At 63.0% G+C, this 21,747-nt stretch carries 20 protein-coding genes and 1 tRNA gene; 4 read left to right on the plus strand and 17 right to left on the minus strand.

Going from position 1 to position 21,747, the window contains the following annotated elements; genetic code table 11:
* Window positions 1–5 precede the first annotated feature (5 nt).
* The 5 genes from NKH29_RS13095 to NKH29_RS13115 form a co-directional block, all read right to left on the minus strand.
* Window positions 6–3,770: a vitamin B12-dependent ribonucleotide reductase gene (locus NKH29_RS13095; RefSeq protein ID WP_352481147.1), complete on the minus strand. Its 3,765-nt coding sequence runs from the start codon at window positions 3,768–3,770 to the stop codon at window positions 6–8.
* Between the two features lie 654 nt (window positions 3,771–4,424).
* Window positions 4,425–4,913: an NUDIX hydrolase gene (locus tag NKH29_RS13100; RefSeq protein ID WP_352790689.1), complete on the minus strand. Its 489-nt coding sequence runs from the start codon at window positions 4,911–4,913 to the stop codon at window positions 4,425–4,427.
* A gap of 200 nt (window positions 4,914–5,113) precedes the next feature.
* A complete protein-coding gene (gene gpt, locus NKH29_RS13105) occupies window positions 5,114–5,614 on the minus strand; it encodes a xanthine phosphoribosyltransferase (RefSeq protein ID WP_352999716.1) in 501 nt (166 codons plus the stop codon).
* Between the two features lie 127 nt (window positions 5,615–5,741).
* Window positions 5,742–6,575 (minus strand): universal stress protein, encoded by an 834-nt coding sequence (locus tag NKH29_RS13110; RefSeq protein WP_352999717.1) that lies wholly within the window; start codon window positions 6,573–6,575, stop codon window positions 5,742–5,744.
* Window positions 6,576–6,654: 79 nt separating this feature from the next.
* Entirely contained in the window at window positions 6,655–7,404 is a 750-nt protein-coding gene (locus tag NKH29_RS13115) for a competence/damage-inducible protein A (protein WP_352481143.1), read from the minus strand.
* A gap of 147 nt (window positions 7,405–7,551) precedes the next feature.
* Between NKH29_RS13115 and NKH29_RS13120 the strand changes: the two genes are divergently transcribed.
* Window positions 7,552–8,538, plus strand: a complete 987-nt coding sequence (locus NKH29_RS13120) for an alpha/beta fold hydrolase (RefSeq protein WP_023717432.1) — start codon at window positions 7,552–7,554, stop codon at window positions 8,536–8,538.
* Window positions 8,539–8,635: 97 nt separating this feature from the next.
* Here NKH29_RS13120 and NKH29_RS13125 read toward each other — a convergent pair whose 3' ends face one another.
* The 8 genes from NKH29_RS13125 to NKH29_RS13160 all read right to left on the minus strand — a co-directional run bounded on the left by NKH29_RS13125 (window position 8,636) and on the right by NKH29_RS13160 (window position 15,334).
* On the minus strand, window positions 8,636–9,529 hold the full coding sequence (locus NKH29_RS13125; protein WP_023717433.1) for a carbohydrate ABC transporter permease: 894 nt from the start codon (window positions 9,527–9,529) through the stop codon (window positions 8,636–8,638).
* A gap of 1 nt (window position 9,530) precedes the next feature.
* On the minus strand, window positions 9,531–10,382 hold the full coding sequence (locus tag NKH29_RS13130) for a carbohydrate ABC transporter permease (protein ID WP_502899482.1): 852 nt from the start codon (window positions 10,380–10,382) through the stop codon (window positions 9,531–9,533).
* A gap of 185 nt (window positions 10,383–10,567) precedes the next feature.
* Window positions 10,568–11,893, minus strand: a complete 1,326-nt coding sequence (locus tag NKH29_RS13135; RefSeq protein ID WP_352999719.1) for an ABC transporter substrate-binding protein — start codon at window positions 11,891–11,893, stop codon at window positions 10,568–10,570.
* 33 nt (window positions 11,894–11,926) lie between these two features.
* On the minus strand, window positions 11,927–13,012 hold the full coding sequence (locus NKH29_RS13140; protein ID WP_352999721.1) for an ABC transporter ATP-binding protein: 1,086 nt from the start codon (window positions 13,010–13,012) through the stop codon (window positions 11,927–11,929).
* Between the two features lie 164 nt (window positions 13,013–13,176).
* Window positions 13,177–13,416, minus strand: a complete 240-nt coding sequence (locus NKH29_RS13145) for a DUF2188 domain-containing protein (protein ID WP_023674770.1) — start codon at window positions 13,414–13,416, stop codon at window positions 13,177–13,179.
* A gap of 28 nt (window positions 13,417–13,444) precedes the next feature.
* On the minus strand, window positions 13,445–13,738 hold the full coding sequence (locus tag NKH29_RS13150) for a DUF982 domain-containing protein (protein ID WP_352495829.1): 294 nt from the start codon (window positions 13,736–13,738) through the stop codon (window positions 13,445–13,447).
* 62 nt (window positions 13,739–13,800) lie between these two features.
* Complete coding sequence (locus NKH29_RS13155) at window positions 13,801–14,118, minus strand: SH3 domain-containing protein (protein ID WP_352999723.1); 318 nt, start codon at window positions 14,116–14,118, stop codon at window positions 13,801–13,803.
* 112 nt (window positions 14,119–14,230) lie between these two features.
* Complete coding sequence (locus NKH29_RS13160; protein ID WP_352481138.1) at window positions 14,231–15,334, minus strand: NADH:flavin oxidoreductase/NADH oxidase; 1,104 nt, start codon at window positions 15,332–15,334, stop codon at window positions 14,231–14,233.
* Window positions 15,335–15,487: 153 nt separating this feature from the next.
* Here NKH29_RS13160 and NKH29_RS13165 point away from each other — a divergent pair, with 153 nt between their 5' ends.
* The gene (locus NKH29_RS13165; protein WP_023717440.1) at window positions 15,488–16,066 is read left to right on the plus strand and encodes an NUDIX domain-containing protein; all 579 of its coding nucleotides are present in this window, start codon (window positions 15,488–15,490) and stop codon (window positions 16,064–16,066) included.
* Window positions 16,067–16,130: 64 nt separating this feature from the next.
* On the opposite strand, the gene NKH29_RS13170 is transcribed toward NKH29_RS13165, so the two are convergent.
* Window positions 16,131–16,216: transfer RNA gene (locus NKH29_RS13170), tRNA-Leu, on the minus strand.
* A gap of 290 nt (window positions 16,217–16,506) precedes the next feature.
* On the opposite strand from NKH29_RS13170, the gene NKH29_RS13175 reads away from it, so the two are divergent.
* Complete coding sequence (locus NKH29_RS13175) at window positions 16,507–16,959, plus strand: cupin domain-containing protein (protein WP_352999724.1); 453 nt, start codon at window positions 16,507–16,509, stop codon at window positions 16,957–16,959.
* Window positions 16,960–17,046: 87 nt separating this feature from the next.
* Here the strand turns inward: NKH29_RS13175 and NKH29_RS13180 are convergent, their stop codons facing one another.
* Window positions 17,047–17,262, minus strand: a complete 216-nt coding sequence (locus tag NKH29_RS13180; protein WP_156948018.1) for a hypothetical protein — start codon at window positions 17,260–17,262, stop codon at window positions 17,047–17,049.
* 257 nt (window positions 17,263–17,519) lie between these two features.
* On the opposite strand from NKH29_RS13180, the gene ade reads away from it, so the two are divergent.
* Window positions 17,520–19,331 carry an adenine deaminase gene (ade, locus tag NKH29_RS13185; protein WP_031193529.1) on the plus strand — a complete coding sequence of 604 codons (1,812 nt, stop codon included), beginning with the start codon at window positions 17,520–17,522 and terminating at the stop codon, window positions 19,329–19,331.
* A gap of 19 nt (window positions 19,332–19,350) precedes the next feature.
* On the opposite strand, the gene NKH29_RS13190 is transcribed toward ade, so the two are convergent.
* Together NKH29_RS13190 and NKH29_RS13195 are read right to left on the minus strand one after the other, a co-directional pair.
* Window positions 19,351–20,514, minus strand: coding sequence for an alpha/beta hydrolase (locus NKH29_RS13190; RefSeq protein ID WP_352495838.1), 1,164 nt, complete (start codon window positions 20,512–20,514; stop codon window positions 19,351–19,353).
* A 131-nt stretch (window positions 20,515–20,645) separates the two neighbouring features.
* Window positions 20,646–21,719: an alpha/beta hydrolase gene (locus NKH29_RS13195; RefSeq protein ID WP_352481136.1), complete on the minus strand. Its 1,074-nt coding sequence runs from the start codon at window positions 21,717–21,719 to the stop codon at window positions 20,646–20,648.
* Window positions 21,720–21,747 lie beyond the last annotated feature (28 nt).

A 21,747-nucleotide genomic window follows, 5' to 3' on the forward strand; every position in this document is an offset into this window, starting at 1 on the left:
TCCCCTCAGCTACACCCGCTCGTAGCCCCACAAGTATCGCACTTCTCGCACGTCCCGTTCCGCACCATCGTGAAGTTATGGCATTCCGAGCATTCGTTGCCGGTGTAGCCCTGCATCAGCGATTGCTGGCGCCGGTTGGCGGCGAGCGCTTTGGCTTCGGCTGCTTCTTTCGCCGCCTCGTCGGTGAACAGCTCCGTCGGATCAGACGCTTCCGCGTAGACGATGTCCTCGACCAGTTCCCTGGCGCGCTCCTCGTAGTCGCGCTTGTAGGCGATGGCTTCGTCGCTGGCCGGCTTCAACGTCAGCACGTTGGAGCCGGAGAAGGCGGTTGGGGCGGTACGGGACGGAGTTCCGGAGCCCGCGCCGGCAAAGCCCTTGGGCTCCGCACCCATGCCCGACACCAGCTTGACCGGCGAGGCACCGCGGGTGAGACCCTTGGAGAAGGGCGTCGCCTTGCCTTCGTTGATGCCGCGTCCGAGTGCAGTCTTGTCGAAATCCGACTGGTCGACATGGGCGAGATCGTGGCGGCCGAGATAGGAGACAGCCAGTTCGCGGAACACGTAGTCGAGGATCGACGTGGCGTTCTTGATCGCGTCGTTGCCCTGCACCATGCCGGCCGGCTCGAACTTGGTGAAGGTGAAGGCCTCGACATATTCGTCGAGCGGCACGCCATATTGCAGGCCGAGCGAGATGGCGATGGCGAAGTTGTTCATCATCGCCCGGAAGGCCGCACCTTCCTTGTGCATGTCGATGAAGATCTCGCCGATACGGCCGTCGTCGAACTCGCCGGTCCTGAGATAGACCTTGTGGCCGCCGACGACCGCCTTCTGGGTATAGCCCTTGCGGCGGTTCGGCAGTTTCTCGCGGTCGCGGTAGAGACGCTCGACGACGCGCTCGACGATCTTCTCGGTCACCTGAACGGCGCGCTGCGCGGCCGGTGCCGCGATCAGCTGCTCGACGGCTTCGTCCTCGTCCTCCTCGCCATCGGCGAGCAGCGAGGCATTGAGCGGCTGCGACAGCTTCGAGCCGTCGCGATAGAGCGCGTTGGCCTTCAGCGCCAGCTTCCACGACAGCATGTAGGCGCCCTTGGCGTCTTCCACCGTCGCGTCGTTCGGCATGTTGATGGTCTTGGAAATGGCGCCGGAGATGAAGGGCTGCGCCGCCGCCATCATCATGATGTGGCTGTTGATCGACAGCGAACGCTTGCCGATCTTGCCGCACGGGCTGGCGCAGTCGAACACCGGCAGGTGCTCGGCCTTCAGGAACGGCGCGCCTTCCAGCGTCATCGCCCCGCAGACATGGATGTTGGCGGCCTCGATGTCCTTCTTCGAAAAGCCAAGCGCCGGCAGCATCTCGAACGAGAAATCGTTGAGCTGCTCATCGGTGAAGCCGAACGTCTCCTTCACCCAGTCGGCGCCCAGCGTCCACTGGTTGAAGACGAACTTGATGTCGAAGGCCGACTTCAGCGCGGCATTGAGTGCTGCGATCTTTTCGTCGGTGAAGCCTTTTGCCTTGAGCGAGCCGGGATTGATGCCCGGCGCCTGGTTGAGATTGCCGTGGCCGACGGCATAGGCCTCGATCTCGGCGATCTGGCTCTCGGAATAACCGAGCGTGCGCAACGCTTCCGGAACCGCGCGGTTGATGATCTTGAAATAGCCGCCGCCGGCGAGCTTCTTGAATTTTACCAGCGCGAAATCGGGCTCGATGCCGGTGGTGTCGCAATCCATCACCAGGCCGATCGTGCCGGTCGGCGCGATCACCGTTGCCTGCGCGTTGCGGTAGCCATGCTCCTCGCCAAGCTCGATGGCGCGGTCCCAGGCGGCCTTGGCATGGTTGGCTAGCTCCTGCTGCTTGAGATCCGAGGCGACCAGCGGCACCGGGTTGACGGCAAGCTTCTCGTAGCCGTCCCTTTCGCCATAGGCAGCACGGCGGTGATTGCGCATGACGCGCAGCATGTTCTGCGCATTGCGGTCGTAGTCGGGGAAGGCGCCGAGCTCGGCGGCCATTTCAGCCGAAGTGGCATAGGCCGTGCCGGTCATGATCGCGGTGAGGGCGGCGCAGATGGCGCGGCCCTCGTCGGAATCATAGGGAATGCCCGAGGTCATCAGCAGGCCGCCAATATTGGCATAGCCAAGGCCGAGCGTGCGGTACTCGTAGGAAAGCTTGGCGATCTCCTTCGACGGGAACTGCGCCATCATGACGGAGATTTCCAGCACCATGGTCCACAGCCGCACCGTGTGCTCGTAGGCGGCGATGTCGATGGTGCCGTCGGCGTTGCGGTAGGGCAGAAGGTTGATCGAGGCCAGATTGCAGGCGGTGTCGTCGAGGAACATATATTCCGAGCACGGATTTGACGCCCGGATCGCACCGGCCGAGGCGCAGGTGTGCCAGTCGTTCATCGTCGTGTTGAAATGCAGGCCGGGATCGGCCGACGCCCAGGCGGCATAGCCGATCTTTTCCCAGAGATCGCGCGCCTTCAGCGTCTTCAGCACCTTGCCGTCCTTGCGGGCGGTGAGATGCCAGTCTCCATCCTGCTCGACGGCGCGCAGGAAATCGTCCTTCAGCGACACCGAATTGTTGGAGTTCTGGCCGGAAACGGTGAGATAGGCATCCGAATCCCAGTCGGTGTCGTAGGTCTTGAACGACATCGAGGTATAGCCCTGCTTGGCGAACTGGATGACGCGGTAGATGTAGTTCTCCGGCACCGCGTCCTTCTTGGCCGCCTTGATCTCGCGCTTCAGCGCGGTGTTGACCGCCGGATCGAAGCAATCGTCGCCATTGCCTTCGCAGTTGATGCAGGCCTTCATGATCGCTTCGAGGTGCTTCTTGACGATCTTCGAGCCGGTGACCAGCGAGGCTACCTTCTGCTCCTCATTGACCTTCCAGTCGATGAATTCCTCGATATCGGGATGATCGGCGTCGACGATGACCATTTTCGCGGCGCGACGCGTCGTGCCGCCCGACTTGATGGCGCCGGCGGCGCGGTCGCCGATCTTGAGGAAGCTCATCAGGCCCGACGAGCGGCCGCCGCCCGACAGCTTTTCGCCTTCGCCGCGCAGGAACGAGAAGTTGGAGCCGGTGCCGGAGCCGTATTTGAACAGGCGCGCCTCACGCACCCACAAATCCATGATGCCGCCCTCGTTGACGAGGTCGTCCTGCACGCCCTGGATGAAGCAGGCATGCGGCTGCGGATGCTCGTAGGAAGACTTCGACTTGGTCAGCTTGCCGGTGAACGGGTCGACATAGAAATGGCCCTGGCTCGGGCCGTCGATGCCATAGGCCCAGTGCAGGCCGGTGTTGAACCATTGCGGCGAATTCGGTGCGACGCGCTGGGTGGCCAGCATATAGGCGAGCTCGTCGCGGAAGGCGCGCGCGTCTTCCTCCGACTTGAAGTAGCCGCCTTTCCAGCCCCAATAGGTCCAGGTGCCGGCAAGCCGGTCGAAGACCTGGCGGGCGTCGGTCTCGGAACCGTAGCGCTCGGCTTCCGGCAGCTTGGCCAGTTCAGCCTCGTCGGCGACCGAGCGCCACAGGAAGGAGGGGACTTGCGTCTCCTCGACCTTCTTCAGCCGTGCGGGGACGCCCGCCTTGCGGAAATATTTCTGCGCCAGGATATCGGCGGCAACCTGGGAGAACTGCGCCGGCACGTCGATGTTGTCCAAGCGGAACACCACCGAGCCATCCGGATTCTTGATCTCCGAAAGCGCCTTGCGGAATTCAATCTCCGCGTAAGCTGATTGCCCTGGCTTGGTGAAACGACGCTCGATGCGCATTGGTCCGGTCCCTTTTGTCTACATATAGCGCTTTTCCCAGAGGATTTCTGCCCTCGTGACGAAACGCGCATGGCCGCCGTCTGCCGGCGTTCGAAACCGCCGGCTCTCATAGTCACAGTCTCCGCGGCCCTGCCGGTCGAGCCTCTTGCGAGGCCGCTGTCCAACGCGCTCACGGACCCTGTGGGTCCCTCAAAACTGAAAACTTTTTGTAACGCCCTCGGTCGAGGGAAATTCACATTATCTAGCGTCGAACCTACCTGCAAACACTAAATATAGTGTTAACAGACAATTTATTCAAGTCCGACAATCCTCCCCTTTTGCCCCCCAAGGCTTCAAAATCCCACGCCTTCGCCGGCCTCGTAAACAGGCGGGAATGCGGATCAAAACGCACATATTCCGGGAAAAAGACCGGCCTCGAAACTTTTCCGGTCGCACTCTCAACAGGAGCGCATGGCCTATAAAAGGCGACTCGTTTTGCGCCGTCAAGGATTCGTTTGCGTAGCTTTTATGACCCCAACATCTTGTGTGTCACATATGTGGATAACGGGGACAGAAGCGCGCTGATTTCCGTTTTTGTAGCCACAAGCCTGGTGCCGACGCTCGAAGGCCTTCGCCGCAGCGAAGACCATGCCGACTCGGAAGCCATGTGCCGACTCAGTTGAAGCGATGCGGGTCAGCACCGAAATGGGCGATGATCTGACAAAGGTCGGGCTCGTTGACCATGCGTACCGCCTCGGCGGCGCTGACCCATTTGCGGATGCGCGCCCGCTTTTCCTTCCACCGGTCGGCGACCTTGTCGACGTGCAGCGGAAACACCAGCACCTCGCAGGGCACTTCCTCGCCGGACGCCAGCACCTTGGCATAGAAATAGCGGCCGGCCTCATGATGCGAGATCGTGCCGCGCAGCCCGGCCTCTTCGCCGGCCTCGCGCGCCGCTGCTTCGCAAAGCGGCTCCTTTGCTTCCGGCCAGCCCTTGGGAAGCACCCAGCGGCCGGTATCGCGGCTGGTGATCAACATGACCTCCACGCCGTCCTCGCTATCGCGCCAAGGCAGCGCTGCAACCTGCAGGCGGGACGGCACCGTGCCGAAGAGTCGCCGGACTCTTTCGGCCAGATGGTTGTGCGTCGTTGGCCTCGTCAACATCGGAGAAGCTTGCCCCAGCTCCCAGAATCATTTGCCGTCTCGTGAATCTTACGGCTAATCATAAGCAATAAAAGTAAAAAACTTCATGTGGACTGGTTAACCACTCCAATGGGGGTCGATTAAGGAAATATCGTGTGCCGGGGACACTCCTTCAAGGAGTGCTCGACGCTGTCTTCCGACGGAAGCGGCGTTACCGCGAATTAGCCGGCGTGGTCGTCGGCGATCGGCTTTTGGTAGGTGAAGCCCATGTCCCAGGGAAAATAGATCCAGGTGTCCTGGCTGACCTCGGTAACGAAAGTGTCGACCATCGGCCTGCCTTTCGGCTTGGCATAGACGGTGGCGAAATGCGCCTTGGGCATCATCGCGCGCACGATGCCCGCCGTCTTGCCGGTGTCGGTGAGGTCGTCGATGATCAGCACGCCGGCGCCGTCATCGGCGAGCAGCGCTGGGGTGACCTCCTTCAGCACCTGCAGCTGCCCCTGGCTGGCATAATCGTGATAGGAGGCAACGCAGACCGTCTCGATGATGCGGATGCCGAGCTCGCGCGAAATGATGGCGGCCGGAACCAGGCCGCCGCGCGTGATGCAGACGATTGCCTTCCATTGCCCCTTGTTGGCGCCGGCAAGCCGCCAGGCGAGCGCGCGTGCATCGCGGTGGAACTGGTCCCAGGAGACCGGGAAGGCTTTTTCGGGCAGGGACATCTTTCGCGCACTCCGCAAAGCGCGCATCGCGCGCAGACACTATGGAATGCGGGCGGAATTAACTGGAAAGGCTTGGCCTTGGCAAGGGCGCGGCAAAGCTATTGTCCTGCCAGCTATCCCTGTGAACCTACCGCGACAGGAAAGCCGCCACCGGGGCGGTGCGCAGCACCGTTCGCGTCACCCCGCCGAACAGCAGCTGGCGCAGCCAGGAATGGCTGTAGGCGCCGAGCACGAGCAGGTCCGCACCCGATTCGGCGACCCTGGTCTGGATGATGTCGTCAACGGAAGCGCCGCCGGACCTCAGTACCGAGACGCTGACGGTCGCGCCGTGCCTGGACAGCGAGGCGGCGATCTCTGCGCCGGCTGTTTCCGGCGCCTCGTCCAGCGTATCCGGCGGGTCGATGACGACGATATCCGTCTTCTCGGCCTCGATGATGAAGGGCAGGGCATCGAAGGCCGCGCGTGCGGCCTCCTTGCTGCCGTTCCAGGCGAGCAGCACGTGCTTGAAGCTGGTGACCAGCGGACCCGAATGCGGCACCACCAGCACCGGCCGGCCGGCATCGTAGACCAGCGTGTCGACGTCGGCGCTCGGATCGCCGCTCGATTCGCGCTGCGCGGCGATGATCAGATCCGCGGTGCGAACGGTCGAGATACCGGTCAGCGCACTGTCGCCGGAAAAACTCTCGAGGCTGCGCCACTCGAACGACAGGCCGGAATTCTCGACGCGTTTGTGAAAGGCGGCCTGCAACTTCTCGGCGCGCTCCCGGTTCATGTCGGCCGAAACCTGCAGGAACTCGGTGTCCGGAAAGCCGGTGGCCGAGGTGTAGGGCACGGGCAGCGCCTCGGCATGAATGCCGATCAGATGGCTCTGGAACCGGCTGGCCAGCGGGATCGCGCAGTCGAGAACGCGCTCGGCGTCCTGTTCATTCTGCAATATGGCGACAATGGTCTTGAAGCGCATGGGCAATCCCTCAGTTTTTCGGCGATCCCACTCGTGACAAACGTCACGGCGCGATGCTTGGTTCCGTCACGCCTGCCGATCAGCCCACCTTGCTTGCCTTGGTCAGGCCCGCCACCATAACCTCTACGTCGGCGCGCGCGGAGTCCAGCGCCTGCTGGCTGCGGGCGCGCACCACCAGTTCCGTCCAGAATTTGCCGTCGCCATATTTCGGGTAGGAGCCGATGATCGTATCCGGATGCGCCTTCTGGATGTCGCCCAGCGGGCCGCCGATCAGGCCTTCACCGAACGGACATTCCACGGTTGCCGACAGCATTTTGGTGCCGGCCCGTAATGTCGGCACGACATTGTCGAGCATCGCCTGGAAAATCGCCGGCACGCCGGCCATGACATGGACGTTGCCGATGCGAAAGCCCGGCGCAACCGACACCGGGTTGTCGATGTGGTCTGCCCCGCGCGGCATCCGCGCCATGCGCTTGCGCGCTTCGGTGTATTCGATGCCGCGGGCAGCATAGCTTGCCTCCAGCAGGGCGTAGGCCCTGGCGTCGTATTCGCACGGCACGCCGAAGGCCTTGGCGATGGAATCGGCGGTGATGTCGTCATGCGTCGGGCCGATGCCGCCGGTGGTGAAGACATAGCTGTAGCGGGTGCGCAGCGCATTCACCGCAGCGACGATCTCGTCTTCCTCGTCCGCAACGATGCGCACTTCCTTCAGGTCGATGCCGATCGCCGTCATGATGTCGGCGAGGTGGCCGATGTTCTTGTCCTTGGTGCGGCCGGACAGAATCTCGTCGCCGATGACGAGCATGGCGGCGGTGACGATTTCGGTCATGGCAGGCTCCGGCAACGGGTCGCCTGAGATAGCGCGGCGAACGGCCGGCGGCAATGCCGCCAAACGACGGATCCACCTGTGCCACCTCCCTTGCAGTGGAACCTTCGGCGGGTGATGCTGCGCCGGTTTGGGGCCATGAGCAAGAACATGCCGGTATCGATTCTTCTATGGCTGCCCGGCGCGCTGTTTCTGCTGGCGCTCGTCGTGGCAGCTTATCCTGTGCTGGCGACGCTGCGGATTGCGGCGAAAGCCGAAAGGCTGGTGCCGGCCAGCGGTAAATTCATCGAGATCGACGGCAATCGCATCCATTATTTCGAGATGGGCGAGGGGCGGCCGATCGTCTTCCTGCACGGCCTTGGCGCGCAGCTTCATCAATTCCGCCACACGCTGTTCGGACGGTTCGGCCCGAACTATCGGCTGATCGCGCTCGACCGTCCGGGTTCCGGCTATTCGGTGCGGGCCAGGGGCGCCAGCGGGCGGCTACCCGAGCAGGCCGAGATCGTGCGGCATTTTATCGAGGCGCTTGGACTGCAAAAGCCGCTGATCGTCGGCCATTCGCTGGGTGGCGCCATCGCGCTGACGCTGGCTGTCGAGCATCCCGAGGCGGTTTCCGGTATCGCCTTGCTGGCGCCGCTGACCCATCTGGAGCCGGACGCGCGCGAGAAGTTCGGCCCGCTATACATTCAGTCGCCGCTGCGGCGCCGGATCATGGCTCACACGGTGGCGATCCCGGCGGCTCTCAGATACGCAGAACGCACGCTGGCCTTCATTTTCGCGCCGCAGGCGACGCCGGCCGACTATATGGTCGAGGGCGGCGGCTGGTGCGGGCTCAGGCCAAGCCATTTCTATGCAACGTCGACCGATGTCGTGGCCATCGAGCACGACCTTGGCCGCATCGAGCAACGCTATCGCGAGATCACCATGCCGGCTGGCATTCTGTTTGGTGCTTCCGACGTCGTGCTGGGCATCGATATCCATGGCTGGCCGCTGATGGAAAAGATCAGCGGGCTCGATTTCGAGCCGGTCGAGGGGCTTGGCCATATGCCACAATTCGTCGGGCCGGAACGGGTCGTCGCTTTCATCGAACGCATTGCCGACCGCGCATTTGCGCCGAAGTCCGACACCAGCAGCTGACACGCTCCCAGAACCTCACGCAAAGGTGTGCAACCCGCCGCAGCCTCGGCCGGCAGGGTGCCTCGGGACATCCCGGCCGCCGGGAATACCTCCGAACTTATTCCTTCACGGCTCCGGTCATCGAGGAAACATAGTGCTCGACAAAGAACGAATAGAGCACCACCACCGGCAGCGAGCCGATCAGCGCTCCCGCCATCAGCGCCCCCCATTCATAGACGTCCGAGCGCACCAGTTCGGTGAGCACGCCGACCGGCACAGTCTTGTTTTCGGACGACTGGATGAAGGTCAAGGCGTAGATGAACTCGTTCCATGACAGCGTGAATGCGAAGATGCCCGCGGAAATCAGGCCCGGCACCGACAGCGGCAGCACGATCTTGGTGAGGATCTGCCAGCGGCTCGCCCCGTCGATCAGCGCGCATTCCTCCAGCTCGAACGGGATCGAGCGGAAGTAACCCATCAGCAGCCATGTGCAGAACGGGATCAGGAAGGTCGGATAGGTGAGGATGAGCGCGAAGGGCGTGTCGTAAAGCCCAAGGTTGAACACCATCACCGACAGCGGAATGAACAGGATCGACGGCGGCACGAGATAGGCCAGGAACACCGCGAGGCCGACCTGCCGCGCCCCGGAGAACCGCAAGCGTTCGATCGCATAGGCAGCGAACACTGCTGCCAGCAGCGACAGGAAAGTGGCGGCGGTCGAGATGATGATCGTGTTGAGCAGCCAGCCCGGATAGGACGTCTCGAAGAGAAGATAGCGGATATGCTCGAGCGTCGGATGCACCACCCAGAATGGATTGAAATTGGCGTAGTCGGTCATCTCGAGGTTGGGCTTAACCGCCGTGATCGTCATCCAGTAGAACGGAAACAACAGCACGATGACGAATATCAGCAACGGCAGGTAAACCGTCACCACGCGGCGCGGCACACTCTGCAGGTAGCCCATGCCGCCTTCGTCGAGTTCGGGGCGTTTGCTCGTTTCGATCGCGGTCATGTCAATCTCCGCCGCCCTGCTGCCATTTGCGGCGTTGCAGGCCAAAGTAGCTGAACAGGATCGCCGCCAGCAGGAACGGGATCATGGCGACTGCGATCGCGGCGCCTTCGCCAAGCTGGCCTCCGGAAATGCCGCGCTGGAACGACAGCGTCGCCATCAGATGGGTGGCGTTCACCGGCCCGCCGCGCGTCAGCACATAGATCAGCTGGAAATCGGTGAAGGTGAACAGCACCGAAAACGTCATGGTTATGGCGATGATCGGCGTCAGCAGCGGCAGCGTCACATAGCGGAACAATTGCCAGCGGCTGGCGCCGTCGAGCGTGGCGGCCTCGTAGAGCGACTGCGGAATCGTCTGCAGGCCGGCAAGCAGCGTGATCGCCACGAAAGGAATTCCGCGCCAGACATTGGCGGCGATGACCGAAGCGCGCGCATTCTCCGGATCGCCGAGGAAGTTGATGCGATGGTCGATCAGGCCCATTTCCATAAGCGCCCAGGACAGGATCGAGAACTGCGAATCGTAGATCCACCAGAAGGCGATGGCCGACAGCACCGTCGGCACCACCCAGGGCAGCAGGACGATCGCGCGGAAGAACGACTTGAGCGGCAGGTTCTGGTTGAGGATAAGCGCCAGCCAGAGGCCTAGCGCAAACTTCAGGATCGAGGCGCTGATCGTGTAGAGCAAGGTGTTGAAGACGGAGAGCCAGAAGACGGCGTCATCCCACAGATATTCGTAGTTCTCGATGCCGATGAAGATGCCGGGGCGGCCGATGCGGGCATCGGTGAAGCCGAGCCAGACGCCGAGCCCGAGCGGATAGGTTAGGAAGACCAGCAGCAGCGCCGCCGCCGGCAGCATGAAGCCGAAGCCAAGCGCGTTATGACTTTCAGACACGAACGTCAAAATGCGCGACAGCGTCGACCGGGGTGGCTGAGCGGCAGCGGAGGTCACGGCCATGGGTCGGCTCCTCTAAGTCTCATTGATCGGCCAGGCGGCCATGCGCGATTCGAAGCCGGGCAGCATGGCTGCCCGGCTGAATCCGCTCAAACGCGATAGTAGCGGTTTGCGCGCTTCTCGGCTTCTGCCATCGCTTCTTGCGGCGTCGCCTGGCCTGTCACCGCCTTGGCGAACATGTCGACCAGCACATAGTCGGCCATGGTCGCCGCCGAAGCATAGCCGAGCGGGCCGGCATAGCCGTTGGGCCGCAGCGTCGCCGAGGCCTTGGCGTAGGCGGCATTGTTCGGATCGGCCGTCCACACCGGGTTGTTGCCGAAGGCTTTGAGCGTCTGGCAGCAATAGCCCGCCGAGGACGTGATCCACTGCGACATTTGCTGTTCCTCGAACATGAACTGCAGATAGGCTTTGGCCGCATTGGGGTAGGGCGTGTAGTCGAAGATCACGGCCGTGGTCACCTGGAACAGCTCGACGGATTTCCCGACAGGACCGATCGGCAGGTTGGTCGTGCGCGTGTCCTTGGCGATTTCGGTCAGTTTCGGATCCTTGTCCTTGTTGATCTTGGCGGTGTTGTAGGCGGAAATGCCATTGGCGATCACGCTCAATTCGCCGGCCAGGTAGGCGCGGTTGTTGTTGACGTCGAGCCAGCTTTCGGTACCGGGAATGAAGGTCTTGTAGAGCTGTTGCGCGTATTCGATCGCCTTCAGCGTCTCGGGGCTGTTGATCGTCACCTTGCCGCTCTCGTCGACCATCTGGCCGCCATGGCTCCATAGCAGCCAGTGGGCGTAGTTGTTGCCGTCGCCGACGCCGTGGCCATGCGTGAAGCCGGCCGGGTGTCCCTTCGCCTGCAATGCCTTGCAAAGCTCGAGCAAGCCTGCCGTGTCCTTCGGAAATTCGGAGAAGCCGGCCTCCTTCACCCAGCTTTCACGATAGACGATGGCATTGCCGATGGTGGCCAGCGGCAGGCCGAGGAATTTGCCTTGCCGTGTCGCATATTGCTTCGGTCCATCGTGCCAGCCGCCATATTTCGAGCCGAGATATTCGCCCAGTTCCGTCACGTCATGCAGCTTGTCGGGATATTGATGCGGGTCGTCGAACCAGACCAACATCAAGTCCGGGCCGGAGCCGACATTGGCGGCGACCGCTGCCTTGGGACGGATGTCCTCCCAGCTTTCCTTGTCGACGCGGACCTCGACACCGGTCGCTTCGGTGAAGCGCTTGGTGTTGGCCAGCCATTGATCCTCGTCGCCCTGCACGAAGGGCGACCAGCGCAGCAGCCTGAGCTTGGCGCCGTCCTCGGGCTTGTACTTCAATCCCTCCTGGGCAAAGGCGGGAGAGCCGATGAGCCGGCTTCCCAAGGCTCCCGCCGCAGCGCCGGCGGTGGTGCGGATCACGTCGCGTCTGGTGAATTTCATGCTCGCTTCCTCCTGCTTATTGTCCGTGCCGTCCTACTGCTTGATGGGTGTTTCGAACCGCTGTCCGGTTTTGCCGTGAAAGAGATGGATGAGGCCAGGCTCGGCCGTAAGCCAGATGGTTTCGCCCGGCGTGAAGGAATGCCGTTCCCGGAAATTGGCGACGATCTCCTCGCCGCCGGCGGTTCGGCCGATGAGCTGCACTTCGGACCCTGTCGGCTCGACCACCACGACAGTGACCGGAATGCCCTGATTGTCGGATAGCCGCAAATGCTCGGGCCGTATCCCCAGCACGACCGGCTCACCATTGCCGATGGAAAGTGCCGAGGCCAACGGGACCGAAATCCCTCCGGCGCCGCGAAACGACGGCGAGCCGTCGCTTACGATCTCGCCCCTCAGCATGTTCATGGCGGGCGAGCCGATGAAGCTGGCGACAAAAAGATTGTTCGGCCGGTCGTAGAGTTCGAGCGGCGGCCCGATCTGCTCGACGATGCCGTCGTGCATGACGACGATCTTGTCGGCCATGGTCATCGCCTCGATCTGGTCGTGGGTGACGTAGACCGTCGTCGTCTTCAGGCGCTGATGCAGTTCCTTGATCTCGGCGCGCATCTGCACCCTGAGCTTGGCGTCGAGATTGGAGAGCGGCTCGTCGAACAGGAAAACCTGCGGGTCACGTACGATCGCCCGGCCCATGGCGACGCGCTGGCGCTGGCCGCCGGAAAGCTGGCGCGGATAGCGGTCGAGCAGCGGCACCAGTCCCAGGATTTCTGCCGCGCGCCGCACGCCGGCATCGCTCTTTGTCTTGGGAACACCCTTGAGCATCAGCGAGAACGCCATGTTCTCGGCGACCGTCATGTGCGGGTAGAGCGCATAGTTCTGGAAGACCATGGCGACGTCGCGTTCTTTTGGCGCAACGTTGTTGACGACACGTTTGCCGATCGCGATCTGGCCGCGCGAGATCTTTTCAAGGCCGGCGATCATCCTGAGCAGGGTCGACTTTCCGCAACCCGACGGCCCGACCAGCGTGACGAACTCGCCGTCGTCTATATCGACGCTGACCCCGTGCAGGACCTCGACGGTCCCGAATGATTTGTAGACATCGCCGATCGCGACAGACGCCATCGATTTCCTCCCGATTGATTCCCGCAACGACTTCGAAGGAAACCGCTTTCTTGCCTGGACCGCGACAGCGCCCAGGCTCCTCCCCGGTCACGCGCGATGTCAGACGGTAGCGCTACCAAACCGACCTGTAAAGCAGCCCGGCATCACCTGGATATCGACACACCCTAATCCGAAACCTCGGTCTGCGGCCGGTCGCGGCCATCCGCGAGCTCGTCGTGCCATTTGCCGTCGGCGTCCTCGTACTGGATGCCATCGGTGTTGCCGGCGACCTGCTGTTCGGCCGAAGCGATCTCGGCGGCGCGCAACGCGTCCTGATGAGTGGGGAACGTTTCGGAGAATGTCGAGCCGACCTTGTAGGCCCAGCCTCCGTCATGCTCGACGATCTTATAGGTCAGTTTCGCCATGAAACCCTCCGGTTGAAAGCCCGTTGCCTCAATGCAGCCTATCGTCGGCCAGTCTGTCGTCTGGCAGCCTGTCGTCCGTGACCAGCACGTCCGATTCCCTGGCGGCTTCGATCAGTGCCCGGCGTGCATCGGCCGTCGAACGATAACCTTCCAGCACTTTTAGGCAAGTGTCGAGGGCATCACGATGACGCGGCCCGCGATTGAGTGGCCAGACCGTCATCAGGCACTCCGCCGCCTCCTGAGCGCTGCGGATATGCCGATATTTGCCGACATGGCCGAGTTCGACCACGACCGGCTTTTCAAATGGCTTGCTGTCCATCATCGCCGCCAACGCGGAGCGGCCGATTTGGTTGCAACAGCTATTTTAGCTCAGGCGAAAATAGCTCAATAGCCGCAGTCGTTGCGCAGCCAGCGTGCATTCGCCCAGCCGGTGCGGCCGCCGAAATCAACCTGGTACCAGTTTCCGCGACGGTCAAAGATCTCGGTTTGGTCGCCGTTGAACAATTGCCCGATCATGCGCGACGACGAGTTCGGCCGGGCCCGAACGGCGAGAAAGCCGCTTCCCGTTGCCAGATTGTAGTGCCTGGAAAGACCGTGCACCGTGCCTTCGCAATATTGCGCCCCGGCCGGCGTCGATGTGGCAAACGACAGCCCGGCCAAAACCGCTGCAGCAGCCGCAATGGAAATCCCCCTGAACGACATGTCTCTGCTCCCCCAACCTGCCGCGCCCAGCCGCGGCCCTCGCCACTCTACACCGGCAGAGGATCAAAGCGAAGCTATGGTTCCCTGTCCAGCGAGGTGAGAACCCGCCCCGTCAGTTCGCCGCCTTCATCCAATGCTGCATCGTCGTCACCGAGCGGGCAAGCTGCGGCGCCGGGTGGATTTTTTCGCCGAAGGTGGCCGCGGCGCGCCAGCCCCAGCGCGGATCGGCAAGGAAGGCGCGCGCCAGCGCCACCATGTCGGCGCGCCCATCGGCGACGATCGCCTCGGCCTGTTTCGGATCGTCGATCAGGCCCACGGCCCGCGTCGCGATGCCGGCGCCCTTGCGCACCGCTTCCGCCAGATGCACCTGGTAGCCGGGTCCGGACGGCAGCTTCTGCAACGGCGAATTGCCGCCGCTCGAGCAGCAGAGATAGGCGACGCCGACTTCCTTCAGCGCTTTTGCCGCTTCGATCGCATCCTCGACGTCGAAGCCGCCATCGACCCATTCCTTGATCGACAGCCGCGCGCCCAGCATCAGCCTGGGCACCGCCTTCTTCACCGCCTTGGCGATCTCGACGGCGAAACGCATGCGGTTTTCCAGCGAGCCGCCCCAGCGGTCGGTGCGCCGGTTGGAAAGCGGCGACAGGAACTGGAAGATCAGATAGCCATGCGCGGCATGCAGCTCGATGAAGTCGAAGCCGGCCCGCTCGGCCCGCCGTGCCGCTTCGGCGAAGCGTTCGATGATTTGCAGGATCTCGTCATCCTCCAGCGCCCGCGGCACCTGCCAGCCGGTGTCGTAGGCGATTGCCGAGGCCGACACGATCGGCCACGGATCCTGATCGGCATTCAGCGGTCCGCCGCCCTCCCAGGGTTTCCGGTTGGAGGCCTTGCGGCCGGCATGGGCAAGCTGAGTGCCGAATTTCGTGCCCGGCGCGGCGACGCGCTTGGCTGCATTCAGCGTGCGCCGCGCCGCCGCCTCATTGTCCTCGGAGTAAAGGCCGAGGCAGCCATGCGAGATGCGGCCGCGCCGTTCGACCTCGGTCATCTCGACGGTGACCATGCCGGCACCCGACATCGCCAGGTTCATCCAGTGATAGAGGTGCCAATCGCTGGCCGAGCCGTCCTCGGCCGAATACTGGCACATCGGCGCGACCGCGATGCGGTTGGGGAAGGTGAGGCCGTCGAGGGTGATCGGCTGGAAAAGAGATGAGGTCATAAAAAACTCCGGAAAGGGTTGCCGCTATTTAGGCAGGCACTTGCAGATGCGCCAGACACGAGAGGGTGAACCGGCGCACTGGACCAATTGGTAGCCGGATTGCAAGAACCGCCGTTCGCGGCTACGCCTTGCCGCGGCAGCAGGGAGTCCACCATGGAAGATCGCATTCGCATCCGCTCGGAGGAAGTCCTGTCCGACGAATGGGCGGTTTTGAAAAAGACCGTCTTCGACTACCGCCGGCGCGACGGCAAATGGGAAACGCATACCCGCCAGACCTACGATCGCGGCGACGGCGCGGTGATCCTGCCTTTCGATCCCGAGCGCTCGACTGTGCTTCTGGTGCGGCAGTTCCGCTACCCCGCCTACGTCACCGGCCACAAGGAGCCGCTGATCGAGGCCTGCGCCGGCCTGCTCGACGAAGACGATCCCGAAACCTGTATCCGCAAGGAGGCCGAGGAGGAACTCGGCTATCGGCTGAAGGACGTGCAGCGGCTGTTTTCGCCCTATATGAGCCCCGGCAGCGTCACCGAGCGGCTCTGGTTCTTCGTCGCTCGCTACTCGCCCGCCGACCGCATTTCCGACGGCGGTGGCGCCCATGACGAAGGCGAGGACATCGAGGTTCTCGAAATGCCGCTCGACGAGGCGCTGGCCGGCATCCACGACGGTCGGATCATCGACGCCAAGACCATTATGCTGATCCAGCATTTGAAGCTGAACCCGATTGGGGTGTGAGGGGCCCAGAACTGGGTCGAGCGCCCGGTCTCCAGTTACGGAGACTATCAAACGAGACCAAATCTGGTGCGGACGACGGGAATCGAACCCGTACGATCAGAGATCGAGGGATTTTAAGTCCCTTGCGTCTACCAATTCCGCCACGTCCGCAGGCCAGCCCTTTTCAGCCGGCAGCCAAAGGCCGTCAAGCCGTCTTCTGCCGTCGACAAATCTGGCACTCGAAGCTAGCGAGGCCATCACCTACAGAGATACAAACAAAATCGTTTCACCTGGAAATGTTTTTAGCGGCAGCTTCCGCGGCTACCGCGAATGCGCGTCCCCCGTTCGCAGGATGCGTTCGGGCGCTCTGCCCTGGTAGGCTCGAAGTGGCAAGTGGATCGGCGCGCCGCTACTCGACCCGCTACTCGACGCCGTCCTCTACAACCACTGGAGAGATTGTCATGCTCAAGCTTGCCTCTGCTCTGGCACTGCTGCTTGTTGGGACGGCGCCTCTGTTTGCCGATGAGATGCCGATGAACGCCGCAGATATCAAATGGGGTCCTGCTCCTGCTGCCATTCCCGCTGGGGCGGAAATGGCTGTTGTCGCGGGAGATCCCTCAAAGGACGGCGCCTTTGTGCTGCGGTTGAAGACACCCGCCGGCTACAAAATTGCCGCACATAATCATCCCACCACGGAATACGTAACGGTGCTTTCCGGCAACTTCCATGTTGGAATGGGCGATAAGTTCGACGAGGCGAAAGGCGTCGAACTGACTGCTGGCGGCTTCGGCGTCGCGCCGGCCGGAATGAATCACTTCGCCTGGACGACAAGCGAAACGATCATCCAGGTTCATGGCGAGGGGCCATTCAAGATCACCTACGTCAACCCGGCAGACGATCCGAGCAAGAAGTGACAGTTCGCGATCGAATTGATTGAACCGGCCGAAGGCTCGAACGATGGAGTGCGTCAAACTCCGCGAGCGTCGATTCAGAAGGATCCTCTAACGAGACGAAGGCTGATTGGCCGCAACGGAATCGTATTCCGCCTGGGCCATTTGCCATGAATGGCGCAATAACAAAAAAAACCCGCCTCGGGAGGACGGGTCGTTGGAGCCAATTGGCACCATACCCAAATTAGTAGCATAGCTGCCGGCACAAAGCAAGAACAAAGTTGCTGCGGCCGGCACAAAATGCCCTTGGCGATTGGCGAAAGCCATGGCGCATCGATCTCCCTCCTTGAGGGGGAGATGGCAAGTTGTGGCAAGAGGGCAGTCCAGGGGGGTCGTCGCGCGTCGAGCGCCAGCCTGTTTTGTTCGCGGTAAAGGTTCGCGTCAGGATGTCCCGACCCCCTCTGTCGCCTTCGGCGACATCTCCCCCTCAAGGGGGGAGATCTGCAACTTCGCCGTCGGCGCTTACTTCCTCGCTGGTCAAAATCCTCGCGGCTTGGCACAGTCGGGCAAAGAGGAGCCTGTTGATGCCGAAGACCGCCAGTGCGACGAAACCAAAACCCTGGGCCGAGATGGCGACGCATCTGGTCGATGTCGCCATGGGCCGCAAACCCGCCGATCTCGTCATCCGCAACGGGCGCTGGGTCAACGTCCATTCGGGCGAGATCATCGCCGGCACCGACATCGCCATTGCCGGCGGCCGCTTCGCCTATTGCGGGCCGAATGCCGGCCATGCCATCGGCCAGGGCACCAAGGTGGTCGATGCCGGCGGCCGCTATCTGGTGCCGGGGCTTTGCGACGCGCATATGCATGTCGAGAGCGGCATGGTGACGGTGACGGAATTCTGCCGCGCGGTGATCCCGCATGGCACCACCTCGATGTTCATCGATCCGCACGAGATCGCCAATGTGCTCGGCCTGCCGGGCGTGCGGCTGATGCATGACGAGGCGGTCGCCATGCCGGTCAACGTGCATGTGCAGATGCCGTCCTGCGTGCCGTCGGCGCCGGGGCTGGAGCATGCCGGCGCCGAGCTGACCGTCGCCGACGTTGCCGAGGCGATGACCTGGGAAAACATTATCGGGCTCGGCGAGGTGATGAATTTCCCCGGCGTCGCCGCCAATGATCCGGTGATGTCGGGCGAGATCGCCGCGACGGTGAGGGCCGGCAAGACCGTCGGCGGGCACTATGCCTCGCGCGATCTCGGCCTGCCGTTCCACGGCTATGTCGCCGGCGGCCCCGAGGACGATCACGAAGGCACGCGCGCCGAGGATGCCATCGCCCGCGTCCGCCAGGGCATGAAGGCAATGCTGCGGCTGGGCTCGGCCTGGTATGACGTCGCCTCGCAGATCAAGGCGGTGACGGAGAGCGGGCTCGACCCGCGCAACTTCATCCTGTGCACCGACGACAGCCATTCCGGTACCCTCGTGCATGAAGGCCATATGGACCGGGTCGTGCGCCACGCCATCAGCCAAGGGCTGAAGCCGGTGACGGCGATCCAGATGGCGACGCTCAACACCGCCCAGCATTTCCGGCTGGAACGCGAGATCGGCTCGATCGCACCTGGACGGCTCGCCGATCTGCTGATCGTCTCCGACCTGGCCGAAATGACCATCGACGAAGTCTATGGCCGCGGCGTCAGGCTGGCCAAGGGCGGCAAGCTCGAAGTCGACATTCCGGCCTATAATTATCCGCGGACGGCGAAGAACACCGTCAAGCTCGGCAAGAAGCTCAAAGCCGGCGATTTCGACATCGCGGCACCCAAGGGCGCCAACGAGGTGCGGGTGCGCGTCATCGGCGTCATCGAGAACCAGGCGCCGACGCGGGCGCTGGAGGCCGATCTTGCGGTGGAGGACGGGCTGGTCGCCATGGACCGCCGCAACGATGTCTGCCAGATCGCGCTGGTCGAGCGCCACAAGGGCACGGGCGGCGTCACCAACGCCTTCGTCTCCGGCTTCGGCTATATCGGCGACTGCGCCATGGCCTCCAGCGTGGCGCACGATGCCCACCACATCATCGTCGTCGGCACCAACAAGCAGGACATGGCTCTGGCCGTGAACCGGCTGGGCGAGGTCGGCGGCGGCGTCGTGCTGTTTTCCAACGGCAAGGAGCTGGCGCTGGTCGAAATGCCGATCGCCGGGCTGATGTCGAACGAGCGGGCGGAAATCGTCGCCGCCAAGGCGGACAAACTCAGCGACGCCATGCGCCAGATGGGCTGCTCACTCAACAACGCCTACATGCAGCACTCGCTGCTGGCGCTGGTCGTCATCCCCGAGCTCAGGATTTCCGACGTCGGCCTGATCGACGTGACGACGTTCCAGAAGGTTGATCTATTCGTCTGAATGCCGCCCGCGCGCCGCTTCACCCGCCGGTGGCGATGGTCAGCACCTTGAACGGCGTGGTGATGACGATCTCGGCGACCGATCCGACGGCCTTGCCGAGGCCCTGTCCGAGATTGTCGAGCTGGGCCGGCGCGGTCTCTTCGGAGGCGAGGCCGGCCGGGGCGCGCAGGCGGTCGCCGAGCAACTGCACCAGGAACGGGTTGTCGGCGAATTTGGCGTGGTTCAGCCGGTCGCCGCCCTTGGTCTTGGTCAGGTCGACCACCGAGACGCCATAGCTGGCGAGGTCGGCTGCATCGCCATAGTCGCCGACGCGCGGCTTGTCGCCGGAGATCAGGGTCGACAGCCTGAGCGCCCGGTCGTCGCCCGAAAGCAGCACGGCGAACGGCTTGTCTGGCTTGCCGTAGCGGATCATCTGCTTCTTGAACACGTCGACGTCGATGTCGGGTGAAGCCAGGATGACGTAGCCGAGCTTGCCGCCGAGGTCGCGGTCGCCGGTGATGGCAAGCTGGCGCAACGCTTCCATGGTCACCCAGGTTCCCATCGAATGGGCAATGATGTCGATGCTCTTGGCGCGGCTCTTGGCAAGCATGCGCAGCGTCGCTTCGAGATCGTCGCGCGCCGCATTGGCGCTTTCCTTGTCGTAGATGTAGCCGGTCGTCTTGCCGCTCGACGCCCACGAAAACAGCACCGGGGTGCCCGGGTATTTGGTGTCGTGCGCGATCTGCGTCAGCCGGTAGATGCCGTCGTCGAAGCCGTTGTTGAAGCCGTGCACGAAAACCAGCGCGCGGTCGCCGCGCATGGCGATGTCGGCGCCGACCGCCTTGGCGAATTGCGGCGCGCCTTCGTAGAAGGTGACGCCGGTCGCCGTGAAATCCTTCGCCGGATTGCTGTTGGCCGAGCCCTTGACCCGTTCGATGGCGCCGACCTGGTGGACCTTGGGAACGGTCACCTCGACGCTGGCAAAGCTGGTGGTCGGCGAGCGGTCTCCGTCGAACACCTGCCGGGGCTCTTTCGTCGCCTTTTGCCGGGTTGTGGCGACGAAGATCTTATGCGTCGCCGCGATATCGGCAGCAGGCACCGTGATCGTCGTCTTGTTGAGCAGATCGTGCGTGTTCTGGCCGGCGCAGCCTGCCAGCGCGAGCGCGAACGCAACGACGAGAAAGATCTTCGAAGGCACGGTCACGCGGGCTCCCGCAAAGGCGACGTCGAGCCGGAGACGTCTTGGCCTATTCGATAGAGGCAGAGGCCGGCACGGTCCAGTTCAAACTGTTCCGATGGTGCGGCATGGTCAACAATCACTGCCGCGCAATGCAGCTATTGTCCGACCGAGGCGATGCGGTCGGTCACCTCGCGGTCGCTGGCAAACCCGTCATCCTCGCGCAGCTTCTGGCCGATCAACTGCACCAATTCCGGGTTGTCGGCGAATTTGGTGTGATTGAAGCGGTCGACGCCCTTGACGCTGGAGAGATCGACGACCGACACGCCATAGCTGGCGAGGTCGGCGGCGTCCTTGTAGTCGCCGACCCGGGGCCGTGCGCCGGCGATCAGGCCGGACAGCCTGAGCGCCCGGTCATCGTCGGAGAGCAGCAGGATGAACGGCTTGTCCGGCTTGCCGTAGCGGCGCATTTGGCTCTTGAACACGTCGACGTCGATGTCGGGCGAGGCCAGCACGACGTCGCCGAGCTTGCCGCCGAGATCGCGGTCGCCGGTGATGGCGAGCTGGCGCAGCGCCTCCATGGTGACCCAGGTCCCCAGCGAATGGGCGACGATGTCGATGCGCCGCGCGCCGGTCTGCGCCAGCATTCTCAGCGTCACTTCCAGCTGGTCGCGGGCAACGCTGGCGCTTTCCTTGTCGTAGACATAGTCGGTGGTCTTGGCGCCCGACGCCCAGGAAAACAGCACCGGCGTGCCGGGATAGCCGGAATCATGGGTGATCTGGGTGACGCGATAGACCGCGGCGTCGAAGCCGGTGTTGTAGCCGTGGACGAAGACCATGACGCGGCCGCCGCGCGCCGCGATGTCGGCGCTGAGCGCACTGGAGAATTTCGGCTGGGTGTCGTAGCCGACGACCTCGGAAGCCATGAAGTATTTGGCCGGATCGTCCGACTTGCCGCGCGAGCGCCGCTCGATCTGGCCTGTCTTGTGGATGCCGGGGACGGTGACGTTGACGCGGGCATAGTTCAGCGTCGCCGAGCGCTCGCCGTCGAAGACCTTGTTGGGATCGTCGGAGCGCTTGCGCGTGGTGGCGATGAAGATCGAGTGGTTGCCGGCGATTTCCGTCACCGGCACCGCCATCATGGCGCTGCCGAGCAGTTCCTCGGTTTGGCGGCCGCCGCAGCCGGCGAGCAGCGCGGCAAGGACAATGATGCAAATCGTCTTCAAGGGCACTTAAGCAATTCCACTCCGGCCTAACCAA

This window comes from Mesorhizobium sp. M1295 (genome assembly GCF_040318135.1).
Lineage (GTDB): Bacteria > Pseudomonadota > Alphaproteobacteria > Rhizobiales > Rhizobiaceae > Mesorhizobium.